This window comes from Actinoplanes aureus (assembly GCF_015704865.1).
Classification (GTDB): Bacteria; Actinomycetota; Actinomycetes; order Mycobacteriales; family Micromonosporaceae; genus Actinoplanes; species Actinoplanes aureus.
Genome location: NZ_JADQTO010000022.1, coordinates 72592 through 93944, shown reverse-complemented (window position 1 = coordinate 93944; position 21353 = coordinate 72592). Strand labels below are relative to the sequence as shown.

The following is a 21353-nucleotide window of genomic DNA, read 5'->3' as shown; positions in this document are numbered from 1 at the left end:
TTGCCGGCCAATCCAGAATTCCCGTTTCGTGCGCATCAGGTCGCCATTTGAGCTGACCATTTTCCGATCTCGGGCGAGGTGCCGGCGATCCTCGCCGGCTCGTGAATTTCCGGCTCGCACGCAGGATGTTTCAAAGTATCGTCCAACTATTGCGTAGTTGTGACCACTACTGTCACGATGACCGTCGATCCCTTCCCGTCCCCCAGGATCGACTGGAGTCCCCATGGCAGTCACTCGCCGTACCCTGCTGTCCTCGGCCGCGCTCGGCCCGGCAGCCGCCCTGCTCGCCGGAGCCGCACCGGCCCACGCCGCATCGCCCGACGGTGACGTGGTCGGCAAGGTCAGCGTCGGTTACCAGGGCTGGTTCGCCTGTCCCGGCGACGGCGCACCGATCGGCGGCTGGTGGCACTGGAGCCGCGACCGCTTCCAGCCGCCGTCGCCCAGCAACACCACGATCGTGTCCTGGCCGGACCTGCGCGACTTCACGCGCACGTACCCGACGGCGTACCCGAATCTCGGCAACGGCCAGCCCGCCGCGCTCTTCTCGTCCTACGACCAGCAGACCGTGGACACGCACTTCAACTGGATGCAGACCTACGGCATCGACACCGCCGCACTGCAGCGGTTCAACCCGACCGGCGACGAGGGCCCGACCCGCGACGCCATGACGCTCAAGGTGCGAGCGGCGGCCGAGCGCACCGGCCGCAAGTTCTACATCATGTACGACGTGACCGGCTGGACCGGCATGCAGTCGCAGATCAAGACCGACTGGACCAGCAAGATGTCCGCACACACCGCGTCCAGCGCGTACGCGAAGCAGAACGGCAAGCCGGTCGTCTGCATCTGGGGCTTCGGCTTCAACGACGACGGGCGCCCGTTCACCCCGGCCCAATGCCTCGACGTGGTCAACTGGTTCAAGGCGCAGGGGTGTTACGTGATCGGCGGCGTGCCCACCTACTGGCGCGAGGGTAGGAACGACAGCCGCACCGGCTTCCTCGACGTCTACCACGCCTTCCACATGATCTCGCCGTGGATGGTCGGCCGCACTGGCGACCTGGCCGGGCTCGACTGGTTCTACACCAACGTCAACGCGGGCGACCAGGCCGACTGCAACGCGCACGGCATCGACTACCAGCCGTGCGTGCTTCCCGGCGACCTGTCCTCCGGTCACCGCCGGCACGGCGACTTCTACTGGCGCAGCATCTACAACATGGTCCGGCTCGGCGCGCAGGGTCTCTACGTGTCCATGTTCGACGAGTTCAACGAGGGCAACCAGATCGCCAAGACCGCCGAGACGGCCGCGACCGTGCCGGCCGGCACCGGGATCCGCGCGCTCGACGAGGACGGCACCTTCTGCTCCGCCGACTACTACCTGCGGATCACCACGGACGCCGGGAAGATGTTGAAGGGGCAGATCGCGCTCACTGCCGTACGCCCGACGCAGCCGACGACCGGAACCGGGGATCTCGCCGCCGGCAAAGCGGTGAGCGCGAGCAGCGTGAACGGTCCCTACGCCGCGGCGAACGCGGTCGACGCGAGCACCGGCACCTACTGGGAGTCCAGCGGCGCGCTCCCGCAGTGGTTCCAGGTCGACCTGGGTGCCGCGTATGCGGCGAAGAGCCTGGTCCTGCGACTGCCCGCCGGCTGGGAGAGGCGCACCCAGACGATCACCGTGCAGGGCAGCAGCGACGGCGCCGGCTTCAGCACCCTCGCCGGCTCCGCCGGCTACGTCTTCGATCCCGGCTCCGGCAACGCGGTGACGGTCACGCTCTCCGGCGCCACCGCCCGCTACGTGCGGCTCAGCTTCGCGGGCAACACCGGCTGGCCGGCGGCTCAGCTCGCCCAACTTCAGGTGTACGGGGAGGACGCGCCGACCACACCGCCGCCCGTCACCGACCTGGCGCGTGGCAGGGCGGCCACCGCGAGCAGCCAAGTTCAGACGTACGGGCCGGGCAACGTGGTCGACGGGGACACCGGCAGCTACTGGGAGAGCGCGAACAACGCCTTCCCGCAGTGGATCCAGGTGGACCTGGGCGCGGCTGTCGCGGTCGGGCGGGTGGTCCTGAAACTGCCGCCCTCGTGGGGTGCGCGGACGCAGACGCTCGCGATCTCGGGAAGCACGAACGGGTCCACGTTCACCACGCTCGCCGGGCCCGCCGGGCGCGCGTTCAGCCCGGGCTCCGGCAACACGGTGACGATCGGCTTCGCGGCGACCCCGACTCGATACCTGCGGGTCACCGCGACCGCGAACACGGGATGGCCGGCCGGGCAGCTGTCGGCGCTGGAGGCGTACGCGAGCTGACCCCTGGTATTCAGCGTTGCTAGCTACCGGTACCTAGTGTTACCGTCTAGTGGTAGTCAACGACGCTGAATAGCGAGGAGCTGATCGCATGGGCAACCAGATGACGGAGATGCTGAAGGGCACTCTCGAGGGCATCGTCCTGGCGATCCTGGCCCGCAGGTCCGCATACGGCTACGAGATCACCGCGTGGCTACGGGACCGGGGATTCTCCGACATCGCGGAAGGCACCATCTACGCGCTGCTCATCCGCGTCGAGCAGAGAGGCTTCGTGGACGTGGAGAAGGTCCCCTCCGAGAAGGGGCCTCCGCGGAAGGTGTATTCGCTCAACGCGAAGGGGCGAGACCAGCTCGCCGAGTTCTGGGAGACCTGGAACGTCCTCGCGGAGCGCATCGAACAGCTTCACCACGCCGACAACCGACACGACGAAGGAGCATGAGCATGGTAGCGAAGTGGATCGAGACGCTCACCGGGTCGCTCGAGCAGAAGAAGCAGTACAAGCAGTACATGGCCCGGATCGAGGCCTTGCCGGAGTCCTACCGCAGCGCCGCGAAGGCGCTCCACCGGTACTTCATGTATCAGGGCGGGATCCTCGACGGCGACACGCTGGTCACGATGCTCGGCGACTTCGTCGACCTCTGGGAGCGTGCGGCGACCGATGGCACGCCGGTCCGCGCGATCGTCGGCGACGACCCGGTCGAGTTCGCCGAGACGTTCCTGCAGGCGTACTCCGCCAAGCAGTGGATCGACAAGGAACGCGAGCGCCTCCGGACGGCGATCGACGCCGCCGCCGGCGTCGACGGCGGGGAGAAGAGCGCATGATCAGCACCGAGACGCGCGAACCCGCGATCAGGGTGCAGGCCATCACGAAGTCCTTCAAGGACCTGCACGTGCTGCGCGGCGTCGACTTCGACGTGGCGGCCGGGAGCATCTTCGCTCTGCTCGGCTCGAACGGCGCCGGCAAGACCACGCTGGTGCGGATCCTGTCGACGCTGCTGAAGGCGAACACGGGCACCGCGACCGTGCACGGCTTCGACGTCTCCTCGGCGCCGGGCGAGGTACGCCGGTCGATCAGCCTGACCGGCCAGTTCGCCGCGATCGATGACATGCTCACCGGCCGGGAGAACCTCGTGCTGGTCGCGAAGCTCCGTCACATGAAGAACCCGGGAACGATCGCCGACGACATGCTCGCCCGCTTCTCGCTCACCGACGCCGGGAACCGGCGCGCGGCGACGTATTCGGGCGGCATGCGCCGGCGGCTCGACATCGCGATGAGCCTGATCGGCGATCCGCCGATCATCTTCCTCGACGAGCCGACCACCGGGCTCGACCCGCAGGCCCGCATCGAGGTGTGGCAGACGGTGAAGGAGCTCGCCAAGGGCGGCACCACCGTGCTGCTGACCACGCAGTACCTCGACGAGGCCGAGCAGCTCGCCGACCGGATCGCGATCCTGCACAACGGCAGGATCATCCAGAACGGCACCCTCGCCGAACTGAAGCAGCTCCTCCCGTCCGCCAAGATCGAGTACGTCGAGAAGCAGCCGACCCTCGAGGAGGTCTTCCTCGCCCTCGTCGGCGACGACGCCGCGTCCGCAGGAGAGGAATCCCGATGACCACCCACGTCCTCAGCGACACCGGCGCCCTCACCGGCCGGTCACTGCGTCACATCCTGCGCAGCCCGGACACCATCATCACCACGGCGGTCACCCCGGTCGCGCTGATGCTGCTGTTCGTGTACGTGCTGGGCGGCGCCATCAATACCGGATCCGACGAGTCGTACATCAACTACATGCTCCCCGGCATCCTGCTCATCACCATCGCGTCCGGCATCGCCTACACGGCGTACCGCCTCTTCCTCGACATGCAGAGCGGCATCTTCGAGCGCTTCCAGTCGATGCCGATCCCACGACCCTCCGTGCTGTGGGCGCATGTGCTGACCTCGCTCGTCGCCAACCTGGCCTCGATCGCGATCGTCACCGGCGTCGCGCTGCTCATGGGGTTCCGCACCGGCGCGTCGGTGGGCGCCTGGCTGGCGGTGGCCGGCATCCTGATCCTGTTCACCCTCGCGCTGACCTGGATCGCCGTGATCGCGGGACTGTCCGCCAAGACCATCGACGGCGCGAGCGCGTTCAGCTACCCGCTGATCTTCCTGCCGTTCATCAGCTCGGCGTTCGTGCCGACCGACTCGATGCCTGCCCCGGTCGCGTGGTTCGCCGAGAACCAGCCGGTGACATCCATCGTGAACACCCTCCGGGCACTGTTCGCGCAGGAACCCGTCGGCGCCGACATCTGGATCGCCCTCGCGTGGTGCGCCGGCATCCTCGTGGTGGCGTACGCCTCCGCGGTGGCGATCTACCGCAAGAAGATCAGTTAGCCGCGATCAGCGCACCTGCTTGGCGCTGAACTGCATTCGCGGCGCCGCGTAGAAGTCCTGGGCCTGCACCAACTGGAGCTCGCGCTTGCCGGACCGGTAGGTGGTCTCGATCAGATCGAAGATGCTGGAGGCGGTGCGTTCCAGCGACACCGCCGCATCCTTCGTCCTGACGTAATGGGCGGTGAACAGGGCGGCCGTGACGTCGCCGGACCCGTTCGCCTTGAACGGCAGGTGCGGGGTGCTGACCAGCCAGGAACCGGCCTCGTCCACCACAAGCATCTCGATCACCCCGTCCTCCCGGTCGGGCCGCTCCACGCTCGTGACCAGCACGGTCGAGGGGCCCATGGTGCGGGCGAGGTCGGCCGAGGCGAGGGTCGAGTCGATGCTCGCCGGCTCGGTGCCGGTCAGGAATCCCAGCTCGAACTGGTTCGGGGTGATGATGTCGGCCACCGGCACGACCCGGTCCCGCAGCAGGGCGGGGATCTCGGGTGCCACGAAGCATCCGGACTTGGCGTTGCCCATGACCGGGTCGCACGCGTAGAGGGCCGCGGGGTTCGCGGCCTTCACCCGGCGCACGGCGTCGACGATGACATCGCCGATGCCCACCCCACCCTGATAGCCGGACAGCACGGCGTCGATCTCCGGAAACACCCCGCGTTCCTCCACGCCGAGGAGGATCTCGGCCACATCCTCCGGCGGGATGAGCGGCCCCCGCCAGGCGCCGTAGCCGGTGTGGTTGGAGAAGTTCACCGTGGGAATCGGAACGACCTCGACACCGATGCGCTGCAGCGGGAACACGGCCGCGGAGTTACCGACATGGCCGTGTGCGACCACCGACTGGATGGACAGAACCTTCATGGCCTCAGCCTAGAGACCCGTCTGCCGGGTCCGCGGGCGCGGGACCGGCGGTGTGATGCCGCCGGTCCCGCGGTTCCGCTCAGCTCAACGCGCAGGTGGCGGTGGGTGTGTTGTTGTTGCCGTTCTTGTAGACCGTTATCCCGAAGTTGTTGCCCGACCCGTTGGGCCGCGCCGTCAGGGTGCCGGTGGTGCCGGTGACCGAGGCGTTCCAGCTGCTCTGCAGGCTCTGCCCGCTACCCAGCGCGATCCGGACGGCCCAGGTGCTGCTGCCGCTGACCGAGAGGTTCACGTTGAACCGGTCGGTCCAGTCACTACCGCGGCTGACCGAGACGGTGCAGCTGCCGGTACCCCCGCCCGGGTTGGTCCCGGGCGGGGCGACGGCCCGGCCCGTACTGGACGAGATGTGCCCGGTGCACAGATTGCGCGCCTGGAGATCCTGCAGGATGCCCGGCAGGGCCTGGATCGTCGCGGCGGGCCAGTCGTGCATGAGCATGAGCTGCCCGTTCGTCAGGCGGCCGGCCGCCTGACGGATCTGGCTGGCGCTGGCGTTGTTCCAGTCCTGGGAGTCGACGTCCCAGATGACCTCGCGCAGGCCGAGCGAGGAGGCGACCGACCTGAGCGTCGCGTTGGTCTCGCCGTAGGGCGGGCGGAAGACGGTCGGTGTCACGCCGGCGGTTTGCTGGATCGCCTGCTGGGTCCGCGACAGCTGGGACTGCATCTGGCTCTGGCTCATGGTGAGCAGATGCGGGTGGTCCCAGCTGTGGTTGCCGATTTGCAGACCCGCGTTCTTGTACGCCTGCATGAGCGAGGCGTTGTTCGTCGCGTTCTGCCCGGTCGGGAAGACGGTGGCGGTCGCGCCGGCGGAGCGCAGCGTGCTGATGAGCTGGTTGGTCGTGCCGGCGTTCGGCCCGTCGTCGAAGGTCAGGGCGACGTAGCCGGCCGAGCAACTGGCGGCCGCGGCCGCCACGTTCGGCCGGTTCAATTCGGCGATCGCCGTACCTCCGATGGCCATGGCCGCGATGACCGCGGCGCCGACGAACATCCTTCTGCTTCTCACGCGGCGGGGAGCGTCGTGCATGCGTTACCTCCTGGTGAAGCCTGGCGGGGAAACCAGGCAGCGCGATACGAGCCGGCACGCGGCTGGCTGGCAGCGCTGGGGATGGAGACGTTTGCCACCGTCGATTGATTACTGTCGAGCAGCACGGTCGCTGTGTCAACAACTTCCGATCCATTTTCGGAACTATATGTAGGGCTACGCGCTGCTCAAGCGCCTGCTATCAGCAATAAGAAGCTGATCGGGGAGGGGATACGGGTGTCTTGATTCCGAAACTTTCGGACCCGGGTCAAGGTGTGACGGGCAGCCGGTGGCAGATGAATTCGGAGACCTGCGACGCGATGGGTGGATCGAGGTTGGCCAGCACGGCTACGACGTAGCCGGAGTCGGGGTAGATCGTCAGTTCGGCGCTCGCGCCCGGTGATCCGCCGATACATCCGAGCGTCCGGATTCCGTAGATCGTGCGATCGAGGAAGCCGTAGGCGACACACCTGCCGCTCCAGCCGGCGTTCAGCTTCGCGGTGGTCACCAAGTTGGTGTGCTGCGCGTCGAGCAACCGGTGACCGGTCAGCGCGGTGGCGAACCGCCATAGGTCCTCGACCGTGGTGTAGCCGCCACCCGCGGGCGATCCCCGGTACGGCAAGGTGTCGGTGTCACGAGCGACCTGCCCGCTCTCGGCCGTGTATCCGACAGCCAGATCGGCCACCGACCCGTCGTACGGAAGTGCCCCGCTGCGGGCCATCCCCGCCGGCGCGAACACGTGGTCGTCGACATAGTCGTAGTAGCTCAGTCCACTGACTTGCTCGATCACGGCGCCCAGCAGGATGAACCCGTAGTTGCTGTAGTCGAACCAGGCGCCCGGCTCGAACAGCGGGCCCCGCTGGCCGAACAGCCGCAGGTAGTCCGCGACCGTGCGGACCTGCTGGCGATGTTCCAGGTACTCCGGCTCGGAGATGTCTCCGGTGCCGCCGGTGTGCGTCAGAAGATGATGGATGGTGACCTTGGTAGCCACGTCCCGGTTGGGGTAGCCGGTCAGGTAGGTGCCCACCGGCGCCGCGGTATCCACCAGGCCGGCCTGGATCAGCTGGCCCACCGCCACCGCGGTGAACATCTTGGTGAGCGACCCGTTGCGGAAGCGAGTCGACACCAGATTCGGGATGTCTTGTTCGCGATCGGCCAGGCCGTACGCGTCGGCCAGGATTGTCTCGTCGCGCCGGCAGACCAGCACCGCCCCAGCGAATCGCTCCTCGCCCGACTCGGCCGCCGCTATCGCCCGGAAGCCGGGTATCCAGTCGGCCCCGCCGATGTTCCCACCACCGGTCTCGTCCATTCCGCGAAGCTATGCGAACCGGCGCACGCCGCCCACCGAAATTCCCGGCCCGTTGCGGAAGCCCTCGGTACTTAAAATCCTCGGGCGTGGTGTCGATCTGGCGCTTCGCGTGCTCGTCGTACTGGCAGGAGGCCCAGACCAGGGTCGAGAGACATGATGGGGATGTGTCAGATGGCGAAGTACCTGATTCTGATCTACGGCGACACCGCGCAGTGAGAGGCCATGACGCCGGCGGAGATCACGGCGCTTGATGCCGGGCATGCCGCGTTCGCGGAGGCGGCCGGCTCGAAGATCCTCTCCGGCGCGGAGCTGGAGCCGGCGTGGGCGGCTACCACGCTTCGTGATCAGCGAGGGTGGATCGCTGGTCTCGGACACTCTGCGGCAGCGTTCGCTGAGCAGATATGCGGTCGAGGCGGCGATCGCGGCGGTGCACGCCCAGGCGCCCACCTGGCGCCGGCGCGCCGAGGTCCTCGCCTGTGGCCGCACCGGCCGCCTGCACCCCGGATGACCTCCAGGTGGCCTTGAGCCGCCCTTATCGCAGTCCGTTACGGATCAGCACGCTGATCAGCAGGCCGGGGTCATCGCTGATGATGCCGTCCACCCCGAGGTCGATCACGCGCTGCATGATCGTCGCGTCGTTCACCGTGTACGGCACCACCTTGAGCCGGTACCTGGTCTGCAACTCCCGCACCCGCGGCCCGTGGAAGTAGGCCGGGTTCTGTCGCAGGTACCAGTCGTCGGACGCGACGACCGGTTGCTGCGGGTCGTGCACCTGCCAGTTCGCCGAAACAGTGCCGGCTCCGGCAGCGCGCACCAGGGCACCGACGTCGCGGTGACGCCACCAGTCGAGGCCGGCGGTCCACGGGCTCTTCACCGTCGGATCGCCGTAGACGGCCCGCAGCGAGCACTCGTCGGCCAGGCTCGTGCACTCGTCCGGACCGTACTGCCGGATCAGCGCGACCGTCTCGATCCGCCGGTCCAAGCCGCGGGCATAGCGGATGGTGCGCCAGTCCAACGACTGCACGGTCACCCGGTCGACGAACCCGGCGCGCTGGATCTCGCGGACCAGCGTACGGGTGAAGACCTGATACGGCGCGGTGTCCTCGACCATCGGGCTGATCTTCGTCTCGATGTTCAGTGCCACGTCGTCGCGGCCGCTGCGCTCGACCAGGGCGAACACCTCGGCCAGGGTGGGAATGCGGGCGCCGGGCACGGGTATCTGCCGCGGGGCGTCCGGCGGCGTCCTGGATCCGCAATCCAGAGTCTTGAGCTGGGCGAGGGTCAGGTCGCGAACCAGCTTGCCGACGTACGGGAACTCCGGGTCAGCCGGGCGCACCGGTGCGGTGTCGGCGCAGTGCGAGCCGTTGACGGTCCGGTCGTGCAGGACGACGAGTTGCCCGTCAGCGGTGACGCCGGTGTCCAGTTCCAGCGTGGAGACGGCCGGGTTCGTCAGGGCGTGGGCGAAGGCCGGCAGGGTGTTCTCCGGCCGGTCCGCCCGGCCGCCGCGATGCGCCTGGACGTCGAACGGGGACGCGTACGCCCGCGGCAGCCGCAGGCCGCGCTGTGCGAGCAGCGTACGCAATCGGTCGGGATAGTCGGTGATGATGCCGTCGACGCCGTCGTCGATGAGCTTGCTCATCGTCGGCGCGTCGTTGATGGTCCAGGGCACCACCCGGATGCCGTTGGCGTGCGCGTGCCGCACGAGTTCCCGGGTCACGTACGGCCGGTAGGACGGATCGGTCACCGTGCCGTTCTGCGGGAACCCGTGCACCGGCGAGAACGTGGTGGCGCCGAAGCTGCGGATGGCCCGGATCGGGTCACCGCCGAAGTCGTCGATGTCGATCCCGCCCAGCCACGGTGACGCGCCCGGCTGACCGACCTGGAGGAAGTCGACGTTGGTGAGCGCCACCAGCGGCAGTCGCGGCTCGACCTGCCGCATCCGCATCAGCGCGCCCCAGTCGAAGCTCTGGATGGTGGCCTGCCGCAGCAGCCCGGCCTTGCGGATTTCAGCGGCGGTGATCTGCACGAACTGCTCGCGAGGCGCCGTCTCGGTCGGTGCGCCGGCCTCCACCTTGGTCTCCACGTTCAGCTTCACGCCGTCCGCCCGGTACCGCTTGACGAGGGCGAAAACCTCGCTGAGCAATGGCATGCGGGCGCCCGGCACGGCGAGCTGCCCGGGCCTGTCGGCCAGGGTCTTCGACCCGCAGTCCAGGGTGCGCACCTGGGCCAGGGTCAACGTGTTGACGTACTTGCCGACGTACGGGAACTCCGGGTCACCCGGGGTCGCCGGCGCGGTGTCGACGCACTTGGTTCCGCTGACCCGCCGGTCGTGAGTGACCACCGCCTGCCGGTCCTCGGTGATCTGCACGTCGAGCTCCAGCGTCGACACACCCAGCTGGAGTGCGTTGCCGAACGACGCCAGGGTGCTCTCCACCCGCAGGCCCAGGCCCCCGCGATGCGCCTGCACATCGAAGCCGGCCGTCCGGGCGCCGGCTGCCGCCGGTGCCGTCATGGTTCCGGCGACGGTGCCGGCCACCAGAAGTGCTACCGCACTTCGGCGCATTCTCCACACGAGCGTCTCCTTTCGCCGGCGGGATCGGTCCCGCCTCTGCCGCACAGCTTGTGAGGCTGGTACGGCGGCCGGTGAAGCTGGGCGATACATCATGATGAATCGCCGTCGACGGCCGGGCGAAGTCCACAGCTGTACAACGCGCTGAGCTGGATCGCGACCAGCTGATCACCGCAGCGGGCGAAGGGATGGGCCGGGGCGGGCCATCCCTTCGCCGGCGTGCATCGTCACTTCGGGCAGCGGACCTTGCGCATGAAGGCGGGCAGCAGCCAGGGCCTGGGGCCGCCGACGCGGATGCCGCCGGAGAGCACCGCTCGCACCGGAGAGACCCGGCCGAAGAGCATGAGGTTGAGGACGACCGGGTCGTACGTGACCCGCGCGTCCGGTCGTGTACCCGGATCGGCGACGCGCGCGACGTTGCCGTCGAGCAGCAGGGTCACCGGGCGCGTGTGCCGCGATGCGAAGGCGACCGCCACTCGTCGGTCCGGTAGCGGCTTCGGGGTGTCGAGCAGGTGGCCGTAGCCGTCGCGAGCCAGTCCGACGAGGAAGACCTCGAAGAACGGCGCCGCCTCGGCGGGCGGGACCACGTGTGGCAGGCCGGCGGCTCGGGCGATGTCGCGGCCGTGGATGTGGAACTCGTTGACGATGTGAGCGAACAAGCCCGCCATCGTCAGCGTCGAACTACCCAGCCAGGGGACCGGGACCGACGGGTCGATCTCGCGCGTGGCGTCGAGCATCGCCGCGCAGTCCGCGCGGATCCGGGCCGCCAGCGTCCGCGGGTCCCGTTCCTTGAACAACCGCATCACCGCGGCGTTCAGCACATCAACCTGATCGACCGTGGTGCGCCGCCACTGCTCGTGCACGTCGGGGTACGGAAACGCCGGTTCCGGATAGGCCTTGGTGACGACCGCGTCGAGGTCGGTCAACGTGGCCACGTGGACCGCGGTGTCGGTGACGGTCCAGTGCCGGGTCGCGCGCCGGTCCGCCTCGGCCCGCTCCACCAGGTCGGCGAACCGGTCGCCGGCGGCGGTGACGTCGCGGCGGATCGACTCCCACTGCTCGGTGCGGATCTCCATGCCGACGCTCCCACTCAGTTGTAGGGCATCGTCGGGAACCAGCCGTAGCCGAAGATCGCCGGCACCCGGACGGTCCAATAGACCAGGGTGAACACGCCCAGCGCGAGCAACAGCGAGCCGGTGACGGCGATGGTGCGTGCCGGTTGCGCGGCGAGCCAGCGGATCACGCCGCCGCGGGTGACGAGGACGATGAGAACGAACAGGACCGCCACGATCGCGATGTTGCCGAGCGACTGCAGCACGAAGGCGCCGGCGCCGTAGAGGGGGTTGCCGTTGTCGGCGGCCCACTGGAAGAGCTTGTGGAACAGCGGGTACGGCCGGCCGATCAGGAACGCGCCGACCAGCATGCCGAGCACGAATACCCGGGCGTGCGGGCGGTGGGCGAACGGGTCCGGGACCCGGCCGAGGACGGCCAGGCCGAGGTACGCGAACGCGAGACCGATCACCCCGAAGACCACCACGGACTGCAGCAGTCGTACGGGCATGCCGCCGGCCGTGGTGGCGGTCGACAGCTGCGGCAGCGAGTCGGCGAGCAGGACTCCGACGAACCCGTACGTGGCGGAGACGACGACCATGCCCAGCGTGAGCAGACCCAGCGGCCGGAGCATGAAGCGCAGGCCCGCCGCCGAGGTGGCACCGGCGCCGGCGTGTGTCATCGGCCCGATCGACGCCACCATGGCGATGTTGCAGGCCGTGAACGTGCCGGCCAGCCCCGAGACGAACGCGAACAGCAGTCCCGCCGCCGTGCCGCCGATCGCGGTGGCCTTGGCGTCGTGGCCGAGCAGGGTGTTGGCGACGTTGTCACCGATGGTCTTGTCCACGAAGTGGTACGACCAGAGCACGGACAGCGCGATTCCGGCGAGAACACTGCCCACGATCAACCGGGTGTGCCGGCCGGAGCGGGCCTGCGCCGGAGCGGCCGCGTCCTGCACGGCGGGCGGTTGGGTGGCGGTCATGACATCCCCTCTCACGATCTGCGACGGTGAATGTGCCGTCCGTGATTCTTCACCGTGAATCCGGCCGGGCCGTCTTCGAGATTGGGGAGTTCGGATGATCTAGGCAGCTTTCCGGTTTAGCGGACGGTCACCCGATGATCTCCAGGTTGCGGAAGGCGACCTGGTAGGGCGCCTTGCCGCCGGCCGGGTCGCCATAACCACCGATCAGCACTTTTCCACCGCCCGGCGGTACGCCTTTCTCCAATTCGACGACGGCGATCTCGCGAGCGTCTCGATGGAGAGCGGCCGTGTCGCCGCGGATCTCGATAGCGACGCGGTGCGGCTCGCGCAGCCGTGTGCGATCGGGCAGCAGATAGGTTCCCAATTCTTCGACGCTGTCGCCCTCGTACCAGTTGAAGACGTATCCGTGGGCGCACACGTTCACCCCGTAGCTGCCCATCTCGGTGCCCAGGAACTGCACCGCGGCGCAGCTTCCCGCCGTGCGCAAGTCCACCTCCACCGAGATCCGGTGAGCACCGGCGAATCTCTGCGAAGTGGATCCGCACTCGTAGGTGCCGTCTCGGGCCACGGTAACCACCAGCGCACCGGCGTAGCGGCAGGAGCTGCTGTTGTCGCTGTTCGCGCGGATCACCTCGGGCCGGGTCAGCGGATCAGCCACGTCGGCGCCCGCCGCGAATCGGAACGGGCGTGCGGTGGACGGTGCCGATCCCTGGGGCCGGCTGTCGCCCGGACGGGATGCCGGTTCGTCGAGCCGCGCGCGCAACGCCAGCCCGAGCGCGGCCATGCCGACCCCGGCCGTCAGCACGGCGGCGATCAGCCGGCGTCGGCGGACCCCTCGCGTCGGGCCGGGTTCGGCGATGGGACGAGGTACGCCCGCGAACGTGGTCTGAACCTCCTGGGCCGCGTTGCGCAGCGCCGGTGACTCGGCGGCCATGCCGGTGCTCAACAGCAGATCCAGTAGTTCCCGAGCGGCGGGTCGGTCGGCGGCCCGCTTCTGCAGCGCCGCCTCCACCAGCTTACGCAAGGGTCCGGCCAGGCCGGTCAGATCGGGCGGCTCGGTCATGATGCGAGTCGCCGTCGCCAGTGGCGTTCCCCCGTCGAACGGGCTACGTCCGGTACCGGCGTACGCCACCACCGCACCCCACGCGAAGATGTCCGCGGCCACCGTGAGCGACTTGCCGGGTGCGTTGTCGAATCGTTCCGGCGCCATGTAGGCCACGGTGCCGACCATCTGATCAGCGAGCGTGTGCTGGGTTGCCGGATCCGCATCGAGCACCTCGGCCGTGCAGAAGGGCGGCACCTGCCGCGCTCGCTGCACCTCGGTGCGGAAACGACGGCGGAACGCCTCGTCCGACGCCAGAGCGGGGCGCACGACCTTCACCGCCACCAGCCGCCCATGATCGCTCTCGCCAAGATAGACGGTCCCCATGCCGCCGGCTCCCAGACGGCCGATGATGCGGTAGGCGCCCACTCGAGCCGGATCACCCGCGCCGATCGGTTCGGCCCGTCCGCCGGGCACGGCATCGCCGCCTCTTGTCATCATCAACTTCAGATACCCTGCCCGATCGGCTCCTGCCAACATGCTCGGCCGCGAGAGATCCACATCACCGCGTATGGCGAGCTCTGCTTGCCGGTCACTCTCCTTCTTCGGTACGCGTGACCGGCGTCTTGCCGAAGCCGACGCGTGCGCGCCCTCCCAGCGCGAGCCCGGCTGTCCGTCCCGGCCCCAGCGCGACCGCCCGGGAAACACCAATCCGTCGCGCTGCGGCGGCTGTTTCCCGGCGGTCGCGCTGGGGCGGTGAGGCGAAGCCGGGCTCGCGCCGGGAGAGCGGGGACGGGGTCGGCTTCGGCGTGACCGCCGGTCACGCGTACCCCGAAGAAGCGCGACCGGTATGCAAACCTCGACCCAGGCCCGCACCCGGCTATCCGCAGTGGGCGGTGGTGGCGGGTGACAACCCTTAGCGGATTGCCGGAATTGCCCCGTTGTGTCTGATGCGGCGTTAGCGTCGGGGTGTTCCGTCCTATCAGTTCGAGGAGGTCGCCGGATGCGCAGGTTCGTCGCCGTCGCCGGGGTCGCCGTCATCACGTCGCTGTTGCCGTCGTCTGTTGTCCGCAGCGACGTCCCCGATCCCGCCGCCAGCAAGGCACCCGGTGACGCCGCCGGTCCCGACGCCTACGTGCTTCGAATCCTTCCTCCTCAAGGGACTCCCGTCAGTCCCGGGCCCAGCGGCAGCCAGCCGCCGCCCGTCACTCAGCCGCCGCCCGCCAGTCAGCCGCTACCCGCCAGTCAGCCGCCACCCATCAGTCAGTCGCCGCCCACCGGCGTCAAGCCCGCCGCAAGCGAGCCGGTGGCCGCCGCCGGCAGTCCGGCCAAGCCGCCTGCATCCGCCGGTATCCAGCCGAGCGTCAGCCGGCCGCATGTCGCCTCCGCAAAGCCGAGCGACAGCGGCCCGGCGCCCGCTATCGCGCCGCCCGCGAGTAAGCCGACAGACGTTCAGCCCGTCGCCGCCAAGCCGGTTGTCGCCAAGCCGGTTGCCGCCAAGCCTGTCGTCACCAAGCCTGTCGTCGCCAAGCCGGTTGCCGCCAAGCCTGTCGCGGACGGCTCACACGGCGGCCGGCCGGCGCCGACCCGCCACGAGCCCTCCGCCAACAAGCCTCACAAGGTCCGGCCGGCCAGCACCCGGCACGACCGCGACCGGCCATCGACCTTCAGCGACCCGCACGCCGGATTCGTGATTCTTCCCGACGGCACGATCATCGATGTGTATCCCGGCGCGCCGACGATTATTGACGCGTTGATGGCGGGCGCCGATATGCCGGCCGAGTGGCTGGGCGCTCAGCGCACCGCTGGCGACCTCGCCGACGTGGGGCTCGGCATCGACGAAATTCTCAGATGGACTCACTAGACTAGGTCGCGGCCGACAGCGGTCAGGTGACGCTCCGGGAGGGCCTCACGCGCCTCGGCATCACCGAACTTTGATCAACGGTGGTGGTCGAGTTCGGCGGTGAGGAACTCGCGTGCGCCTCGCAGCCTGGTCTTGAGCCGCGACTGCGTCATGACGCAGTCCAGGCGCACTTGCAGAGGACCTGGTGGGCCGTTCTGCGCGCGATGGCCGCTCGGCAGTTCGGCGTCGCCGAGACCGTCGCGGCGGGCGATGAGAACTCCGAGTTCATGACGGCTGAGGGCGTCGGTTCCAGCGATGTGGTGGATCCCCGCATGCGGCGAGTGCGCCAGTTCCAGCAGCGCGGATGCGAGATCCGTTACGTGTATGGCGCACCGGACGTCGTCTGTGAACAGGACACCTGTCGTGGTGCCGGACGCGAGCGCGTGCACGTACCTCTCGTGTGGCGAATCGCCGCGTCCGATGATCAGTGACGTGCGGGCGATGATGGCGCCTGGATCGAGGCCTTTGACCGCGGTTTCCGCCGCGGCCTTGGCCGCGCCGTAGGGTGTGATGGGGTCAGGCGGGCATGTCTCGTCGTAGCGGGCGGCCGAACCCGAGAACACCGCATCGCTGGACACATGCACCAAGCGCGCTGCGACCGCGGCCGCTGCGGCTGCGACGTGCATCGCGCCGTCAGCGGTGGTCTTCCACTCAGTCTGCTGGAACGCGGCGTTGATGATCACCGTGGGTCGGCACCGCTGGACCAGGGCCGTCACGTCGTCACGGTTGCGGATGTCGAGCTGCCGCCATTCGACATCGGAATTGACTGCGTCGTGGTGGTGGAACGTCGCCAGTACTCGGGTGCCTTGGCGGCGAGCTTGCCGTGTGACTTCTTGCCCCAGCAGGCCGCTGCCACCTATTACGAGAAGATCCATCATGGTCACGTTAGCCGCCGATGCTTCATCTCTTCCGGCAGAATGCGCCTGTGTCGATCTCCGCGGAAGACTCTCCCAAAGCTCGCATCGTCACGGCGTTGCTGCGGGACGGCAACCGAGTACTGCTTTGTCACCGATCTCCCCAACGCCGCTGGTATCCCGACGTCTGGGACCTGCCCGGTGGCCACGTGGAGCCCGGGGAACTTCCTGGCTCGGCACTTGCTCGCGAGCTCCGAGAGGAATTGGGAATCGACATCGCGGCGCCGTCGGGTCCGCCCGTGCAAGAAGTTCGTGGCGACACGTTCGACATGCAGATCTGGCTGATCGAAGCGTGGACGGGGTCTCCGATGAACGTTGCACCGGACGAACACGATGCCATCGCGTGGTTCACGGCAGACGCACTCGGAGATTTGTCCTTGGCTCATGAAAGCTACCTTGCGATGTTCAGCAGGGTCCTTGCCGAGCACCGGCCGCGGCGGCATCGAGGTGCGGTCTAAGCTCGGCCGTCATGACGACTCTCGGTGTGGTCTTCCGCCCGCAGAACCCGCCCGAACGCCTCCGATCCGTCGTGCGCGCCGCCGACGAGGCCGGCCTCGAGGAGTTGTGGCTCTGGGAGGACTGCTTCCTCGAGAGCGGCGTCGCCACCGCGGCCGCCGCCCTCGCCTGGTCCGACCGCTTGACGGTTGGCATCGGCCTGCTGCCGGTGCCGTTCCGTAACGTCGCGGTGCTCGGCATGGAGGCCGCCACGCTGCACCGGCTATTCCCCGGCCGGGCGGTTATCACTCTCGGCCACGGCGTCCAGGACTGGATGGGCCAGGTCGGCGCGCGGGTCAGCTCACCGCTGACCCTGTTGCGCGAGCACATCGAGGCGTTGCGGGCGCTCCTGGCCGGCGAGACCGTCACGACCTCGGGTCGTTACGTGAAGCTCGACAAAGTCAAGCTGGACTACCCGCCGGCGGATGCGACCCGCATCTACGCCGGTGCGACCGGACCCAAGACGCGCGCACTCGCGTGCGAGGTCGCCGACGGCATCCTGCTGACGGCCGGTACGCCACCGGAGGAGGTGGCTGCCGCCAGGCCGATGGCAAAAGCCATCACGGTGTACGTGCATGCGGCTACCGGCCCCGACGCCGGGGCACGCATGGCCCGCGAGCTCGACTTCTGGGGCGAGTCAGACAAGGCCGATACAACGGCGCTCGGTGGTGCTGCTGACATCGCTGCCGTCGTGAACCGCTACAAGGATGCCGGAGCCGATGCCGTGATTCTGCAACCCACCGCCGACGAACCCGACCTCGAGGGCTTCACGCGGTTCGTCGCGCAAGAGGTTCGCACCTTGGTGGCGTGACGTTCGCCGATGCCTTCGGATGTACTCATTCATTGAGCCGGCCAGACCCGTTGGAATTCGACACCGTTCTCCCCGCTCAGCGCATCGACGACGGGCTCAGTGCAGAACAGGGGGCCTTTCGGTAGCTGCGGGATGCGGAATACGGTCCGGTCCACGAGCCGGTCCGGGTGGAAGTCATACCGGCTGACGTACATCACCCGGCCGCTCGAGAACCGCGTCAGGCAGGAACCCGCCTCGTTCAACGCGTCGCAGAGGTCCGGCACGAACATCCAGAAGTCTCCGTCGTCGGACCGGAGCTGGGCGAAGACTCCCTGGCCCTCCAGCACCGGGCGCACCGCCTCCCGCACCGTGGCCGTCATCGCCAGGACCTGCGACGACAGCGAGAGCAGACCCGAATCCCGCAGCGAGGCGCCGCGCTCGTCCTCCCGGATCAGCCGCACCCGCAATCGCCAGGACGAGGACACCTTCGACTGCAGGTCGATGGAGTTCAGTGCATCGAAGTCCGCATCGCCGACGCATTGCAGCCACCGATGCGTCTGCGACCCCACCGGGACGTGAATCGGGCCGGCACCCATCAGGAAACACTCCCGTTCTGCGACCTGATTCAGGGCTGATTCTTCTCTTGGAAGTCGACGATCGCCTTTCCGTTGTCCCGGGCCCAGTCGGTGAGCACCTTGATCGGCTCGACCAGGGTGCCTCCCAGTTCGGTCAGGCTGTACTCGACGCGCGGTGGCGCTTCGGCGTACGCGTGCCGTTCGACCAAGCCGTACGCCTGAAGACGGCGCAGCGTCTGGGTGAGGACCTTCCGCGAGATGCCACCGATGAGCTCGGCCAGGTCGCTGGGCCGCTGCGGCTCGAGGCTGAGCGCGAACAGCACGATCACCGCCCACTTCTCGGCGATGATCTCGACCGCCAGGCGGGTGGGGCAGTCGGCGAGGAAGGCCTGTCCGGGAGCGTTGTGCACGAGGTCAAAAGTTACCAGTGGGTTCCTATCGGCTCCGTAGCGTTGCTCGGCGAACCCCAATCGGGAGCTGAAGGAGTCATCCATGCCACGAGTAGTTGTGTTCGACGAGACCGGTGGTCCAGAAGTCCTGCGCATCGTCGAGGAGCCGGTTGTCGAACCTGCGGCGGGCGAGGTGCGCGTCCGGATCGAGGCCTTCGCGGTCAACCCGCTCGACCGGATGGTCCGCGCCGGCCAGTCCCCGCGGCCCGTGCGGTTGCCGCACGCCCGGCTGGGCGTCGAGGGGACCGGCGTCGTCGACGCGCTGGGTGCCGGTGTCACCGGGCTGGCGGTCGGCGATCCGGTCATCCTCGGCGCCGTTCCCGACTTCGAGACCAAGGGCGCCTACGCCGAATACACCACGGTGCTGGCGAGCCGGGTGGTGCCCCGGCCCGCCAGCGTGGACGTCCTCGGCGCGGCGGCGCTCTGGGTGGCGTACTTCACCGCGTACGGCGCGCTCGTTGAGAAGGCCGGGATGCGACCCGGCGACCGCGTCCTGATCACCGCGGCGTCGGGCGGTGTCGGCCGCGCCGCGATCCAGATCGCCAATCAGATCGGTGCTGTTCCCATCGCGGTCACCCGGCACACCGCGAAGCAGGAGAGTCTGCTGGCCGCCGGTGCCGCCGCGGTCATCGCCACCGACCGCGAGGACGTGGCCGAATTCACCCGGCTGCACACCGGTGGGAAGGGCGCCGACATCGTTCTGGACGCCGTCATGGGCCCGGGCCTGGCCGAACTGTCCCTGGCCGCCAAGCTCGGCGGCACCCTGGCCACCGTGGGCTGGCTGGACCCGAGGCCCGCGTCGTTCCCGGCGAACCCGTCGCTGACCGTCCACCGTTACATGGCTTTCGCGGACATGACCGACCCGGAGATCGTCAGGCGTGTCGCGGCCTTCCTGGCCGCCGGCGTCCGGACCGGCGTGCTGCGGCCCGCGGTCGACCGGGTGTTCGGCCTGAACGACATCATCGAGGCGCACCGCTACCTGGAGAAGGGAACGTCAGCGGGCAAGATCGTCGTAACGGTTTAAGCCGGCGACGACTGCATGATCTCGCCGCTATTGCGGGGCGTAAAAGGTCCGGGGGTCGCCGGCCAGGGAGGCCTTCACGTGGGCTGTCCAGTCATCGGCGACGATCTCCCATAGTCCGGCCTCCAAGCCGTCCAGCGCGGCTTTGACGATCACAGCGGGATCGCTGGTCGGACCGTCGTATCCGGCTGTCATGTCGGTGGCGGCAGCGCCGAGGAGCAGGCCGGTGACCTGGGTCTGCTGGTCGGCGAGTTCCAGGCGTACGGCGTTGGTGAGGTTCCACGCGGCGGCCTTCGCGGCGGCGTAGGCACCGGTTCCGGGATAGGCGAACCAGGAGAGCGCGGAGAGGACGTTGAGGATCGCGCCGCCGCCGAGCCGGGGCGCGAACGCCCGGATCATGTGCAGGGTGCCCCAGAAGTGAGTGTCCATCTCGCGGCGGACCAGGTCGAGGTCACCGGTGACCAACCCGGCGCCGGTGGAGATGCCGGCGTTGTTGACGAGCAGGGTGACGTCGCCGGCGATCGCTGCGGCGGCGGCCACCGACTGCGGATCGGTGATGTCGAGTCGCAATGTCTCGACGCCGGGAAGGTCGACGAGTTCGGGGCGGCGGGCGGTGGCGTAGACCTTGGTGGCGCCGCGCTCCAACAGCTGGGCGGCGAAGTGCCGGCCGAGACCGCGGTTGGCGCCGGTGACCAGGGCGATTGCTCCGTTGATCTGCATACGGGCTACGCTAAAACCTGACGTTGACGTCAGAGGCAAGGGTTGTGACGGTGATCATTCGTGCGCATCGGTGAGTTGGCGTCCCGCTCCGGCGTGAGCGTGCGCGCCCTGCGGTACTACGAGGAGCAGGGCCTGCTGACCTCCCTGCGGAGCCCGGCCGGCCAGCGGGTCTACCCGGAGCCGGCGGCCGATCGAGTCCGGCTGATCCAGCTGCTCTACTCGGCCGGTCTGTCCAGCCGTACCATCCTGGAACTGTTGCCCTGCGTGGAGTCCCAGGTGGCCACGCCCGAGTCAGCGGCCCGGCTGGGTGCCGAACGGGAACGGATCGATGCCCAGATCGCCGAGCTGACCGCGGTCCGCGAGCGCCTCGACGAGGTCATCGCGATGTCGCTCGACCCGGCCCACAACTGCGAGTACCGACCGGTCTAAGTCCTGATCCGTGCCCACGGGCGCGCCTCGTCAGCTGTAACGGCACTCAGGACTGGAGCGCGACGGCCCGTAGGGCGATGTCGACAGAAGCCTCAGCTCGATGTGACCGACGACGCGTCGGTGGTCACCGTTTCGAGCAGCATGGGATCTTTCTGGGCGGTGAACAATCCCGACCGGCCGGAGTTCAACCTGCCGTTAGCGCTTCACGCGGCGTCCAAGTCGGCAGCCACCATGCTCACTGTTCAGTACGCCAAGTCCCAGCCGGGTATCAAGTTCAACGCGCTCGAAGCCGGCGCTACGGCCACTGACATGACCGCCGCCTTCGGAATCGGAAGATCAGTGTCGGAAAGCGCTAAGACGGTCGTACGCCTGGCAACCCTCGGCGCGGACGGGCCGACCGGAACCTTCACCGACGAACACGGGACATCGGGCTGGTAGCGCGAGCTGCCGCGCCGCGTACCGTAGCTGCCGTTTCGGCTGTCCCCCCGGTTGCCTGCTG

Annotated in this window: 23 protein-coding genes; 12 read left to right on the top strand and 11 right to left on the bottom strand. The window is 68.5% G+C overall.

Annotated elements, in window-relative coordinates; all coding sequences use genetic code 11:
- The first annotated feature begins 223 nt into the window (after positions 1-223).
- From I4J89_RS35230 to I4J89_RS35210, 5 genes are all read left to right on the top strand, one after another.
- Positions 224-2302: a glycoside hydrolase family 99 protein gene (locus I4J89_RS35230; RefSeq protein ID WP_196418484.1), complete on the top strand. Its 2079-nt coding sequence runs from the start codon at positions 224-226 to the stop codon at positions 2300-2302.
- A gap of 88 nt (positions 2303-2390) precedes the next feature.
- Positions 2391-2738: a PadR family transcriptional regulator gene (locus I4J89_RS35225; RefSeq protein WP_196418483.1), complete on the top strand. Its 348-nt coding sequence runs from the start codon at positions 2391-2393 to the stop codon at positions 2736-2738.
- 2 nt (positions 2739-2740) lie between these two features.
- Positions 2741-3121: a DUF1048 domain-containing protein gene (locus I4J89_RS35220; RefSeq protein WP_196418482.1), complete on the top strand. Its 381-nt coding sequence runs from the start codon at positions 2741-2743 to the stop codon at positions 3119-3121.
- Positions 3118-3912: an ABC transporter ATP-binding protein gene (locus I4J89_RS35215; RefSeq protein ID WP_196418481.1), complete on the top strand. Its 795-nt coding sequence runs from the start codon at positions 3118-3120 to the stop codon at positions 3910-3912. The genes I4J89_RS35220 and I4J89_RS35215 overlap by 4 nt, the downstream gene beginning before the upstream one ends.
- A complete protein-coding gene (locus tag I4J89_RS35210) occupies positions 3909-4673 on the top strand; it encodes an ABC transporter permease (RefSeq protein ID WP_196418480.1) in 765 nt (254 codons plus the stop codon). Before I4J89_RS35215 ends, I4J89_RS35210 begins: the two co-directional genes overlap by 4 nt.
- Before the next feature lie 6 nt (positions 4674-4679).
- Here I4J89_RS35210 and pdxY read toward each other — a convergent pair whose 3' ends face one another.
- The 3 genes from pdxY to I4J89_RS35195 all read right to left on the bottom strand — a co-directional run bounded on the left by pdxY (position 4680) and on the right by I4J89_RS35195 (position 7915).
- Positions 4680-5531 (bottom strand): pyridoxal kinase PdxY, encoded by an 852-nt coding sequence (gene pdxY, locus I4J89_RS35205; protein ID WP_196418479.1) that lies wholly within the window; start codon positions 5529-5531, stop codon positions 4680-4682.
- Positions 5532-5610: 79 nt separating this feature from the next.
- A complete protein-coding gene (locus tag I4J89_RS35200) occupies positions 5611-6588 on the bottom strand; it encodes a polysaccharide deacetylase family protein (RefSeq protein ID WP_309238601.1) in 978 nt (325 codons plus the stop codon).
- A gap of 286 nt (positions 6589-6874) precedes the next feature.
- Positions 6875-7915: a serine hydrolase domain-containing protein gene (locus I4J89_RS35195; protein WP_196418477.1), complete on the bottom strand. Its 1041-nt coding sequence runs from the start codon at positions 7913-7915 to the stop codon at positions 6875-6877.
- A gap of 340 nt (positions 7916-8255) precedes the next feature.
- On the opposite strand from I4J89_RS35195, the gene I4J89_RS35190 reads away from it, so the two are divergent.
- Positions 8256-8423 carry a hypothetical protein gene (locus tag I4J89_RS35190; protein WP_196418476.1) on the top strand — a complete coding sequence of 56 codons (168 nt, stop codon included), beginning with the start codon at positions 8256-8258 and terminating at the stop codon, positions 8421-8423.
- Between the two features lie 24 nt (positions 8424-8447).
- Here the strand turns inward: I4J89_RS35190 and I4J89_RS35185 are convergent, their stop codons facing one another.
- From I4J89_RS35185 to I4J89_RS35170, 4 genes are all read right to left on the bottom strand, one after another.
- Positions 8448-10478 carry a glycerophosphodiester phosphodiesterase family protein gene (locus tag I4J89_RS35185; RefSeq protein WP_230860130.1) on the bottom strand — a complete coding sequence of 677 codons (2031 nt, stop codon included), beginning with the start codon at positions 10476-10478 and terminating at the stop codon, positions 8448-8450.
- A gap of 233 nt (positions 10479-10711) precedes the next feature.
- Positions 10712-11560 carry a hypothetical protein gene (locus tag I4J89_RS35180; RefSeq protein WP_196418474.1) on the bottom strand — a complete coding sequence of 283 codons (849 nt, stop codon included), beginning with the start codon at positions 11558-11560 and terminating at the stop codon, positions 10712-10714.
- A 14-nt stretch (positions 11561-11574) separates the two neighbouring features.
- Positions 11575-12516, bottom strand: a complete 942-nt coding sequence (locus I4J89_RS35175) for a hypothetical protein (protein WP_196418473.1) — start codon at positions 12514-12516, stop codon at positions 11575-11577.
- A 127-nt stretch (positions 12517-12643) separates the two neighbouring features.
- Positions 12644-13945 carry a protein kinase family protein gene (locus I4J89_RS35170; RefSeq protein ID WP_196418472.1) on the bottom strand — a complete coding sequence of 434 codons (1302 nt, stop codon included), beginning with the start codon at positions 13943-13945 and terminating at the stop codon, positions 12644-12646.
- Positions 13946-14561: 616 nt separating this feature from the next.
- On the opposite strand from I4J89_RS35170, the gene I4J89_RS51310 reads away from it, so the two are divergent.
- The gene (locus tag I4J89_RS51310; protein WP_196418471.1) at positions 14562-15422 is read left to right on the top strand and encodes a hypothetical protein; all 861 of its coding nucleotides are present in this window, start codon (positions 14562-14564) and stop codon (positions 15420-15422) included.
- A gap of 74 nt (positions 15423-15496) precedes the next feature.
- Here the strand turns inward: I4J89_RS51310 and I4J89_RS35160 are convergent, their stop codons facing one another.
- The gene (locus I4J89_RS35160; RefSeq protein ID WP_196418470.1) at positions 15497-16336 is read right to left on the bottom strand and encodes an SDR family oxidoreductase; all 840 of its coding nucleotides are present in this window, start codon (positions 16334-16336) and stop codon (positions 15497-15499) included.
- A gap of 50 nt (positions 16337-16386) precedes the next feature.
- Here I4J89_RS35160 and I4J89_RS35155 point away from each other — a divergent pair, with 50 nt between their 5' ends.
- Together I4J89_RS35155 and I4J89_RS35150 are read left to right on the top strand one after the other, a co-directional pair.
- Positions 16387-16833 (top strand): NUDIX domain-containing protein, encoded by a 447-nt coding sequence (locus tag I4J89_RS35155; RefSeq protein WP_309238600.1) that lies wholly within the window; start codon positions 16387-16389, stop codon positions 16831-16833.
- 11 nt (positions 16834-16844) lie between these two features.
- The gene (locus tag I4J89_RS35150) at positions 16845-17681 is read left to right on the top strand and encodes an LLM class flavin-dependent oxidoreductase (RefSeq protein ID WP_196418468.1); all 837 of its coding nucleotides are present in this window, start codon (positions 16845-16847) and stop codon (positions 17679-17681) included.
- A 29-nt stretch (positions 17682-17710) separates the two neighbouring features.
- On the opposite strand, the gene I4J89_RS35145 is transcribed toward I4J89_RS35150, so the two are convergent.
- Together I4J89_RS35145 and I4J89_RS35140 are read right to left on the bottom strand one after the other, a co-directional pair.
- Positions 17711-18256, bottom strand: coding sequence for a hypothetical protein (locus tag I4J89_RS35145; RefSeq protein WP_196418467.1), 546 nt, complete (start codon positions 18254-18256; stop codon positions 17711-17713).
- Between the two features lie 29 nt (positions 18257-18285).
- Positions 18286-18645: a winged helix-turn-helix transcriptional regulator gene (locus I4J89_RS35140; RefSeq protein WP_196418466.1), complete on the bottom strand. Its 360-nt coding sequence runs from the start codon at positions 18643-18645 to the stop codon at positions 18286-18288.
- Between the two features lie 82 nt (positions 18646-18727).
- On the opposite strand from I4J89_RS35140, the gene I4J89_RS35135 reads away from it, so the two are divergent.
- The gene (locus I4J89_RS35135; RefSeq protein ID WP_196418465.1) at positions 18728-19708 is read left to right on the top strand and encodes a zinc-dependent alcohol dehydrogenase family protein; all 981 of its coding nucleotides are present in this window, start codon (positions 18728-18730) and stop codon (positions 19706-19708) included.
- Between the two features lie 27 nt (positions 19709-19735).
- On the opposite strand, the gene I4J89_RS35130 is transcribed toward I4J89_RS35135, so the two are convergent.
- The gene (locus I4J89_RS35130) at positions 19736-20425 is read right to left on the bottom strand and encodes an SDR family oxidoreductase (RefSeq protein ID WP_196418464.1); all 690 of its coding nucleotides are present in this window, start codon (positions 20423-20425) and stop codon (positions 19736-19738) included.
- A gap of 60 nt (positions 20426-20485) precedes the next feature.
- Between I4J89_RS35130 and I4J89_RS35125 the strand changes: the two genes are divergently transcribed.
- Both I4J89_RS35125 and I4J89_RS35120 read left to right on the top strand, forming a co-directional pair.
- The gene (locus I4J89_RS35125; protein WP_196418463.1) at positions 20486-20854 is read left to right on the top strand and encodes a MerR family transcriptional regulator; all 369 of its coding nucleotides are present in this window, start codon (positions 20486-20488) and stop codon (positions 20852-20854) included.
- Between the two features lie 102 nt (positions 20855-20956).
- Entirely contained in the window at positions 20957-21292 is a 336-nt protein-coding gene (locus tag I4J89_RS35120) for a Rossmann-fold NAD(P)-binding domain-containing protein (protein WP_230860106.1), read from the top strand.
- The last annotated feature ends 61 nt before the right edge of the window (positions 21293-21353 follow it).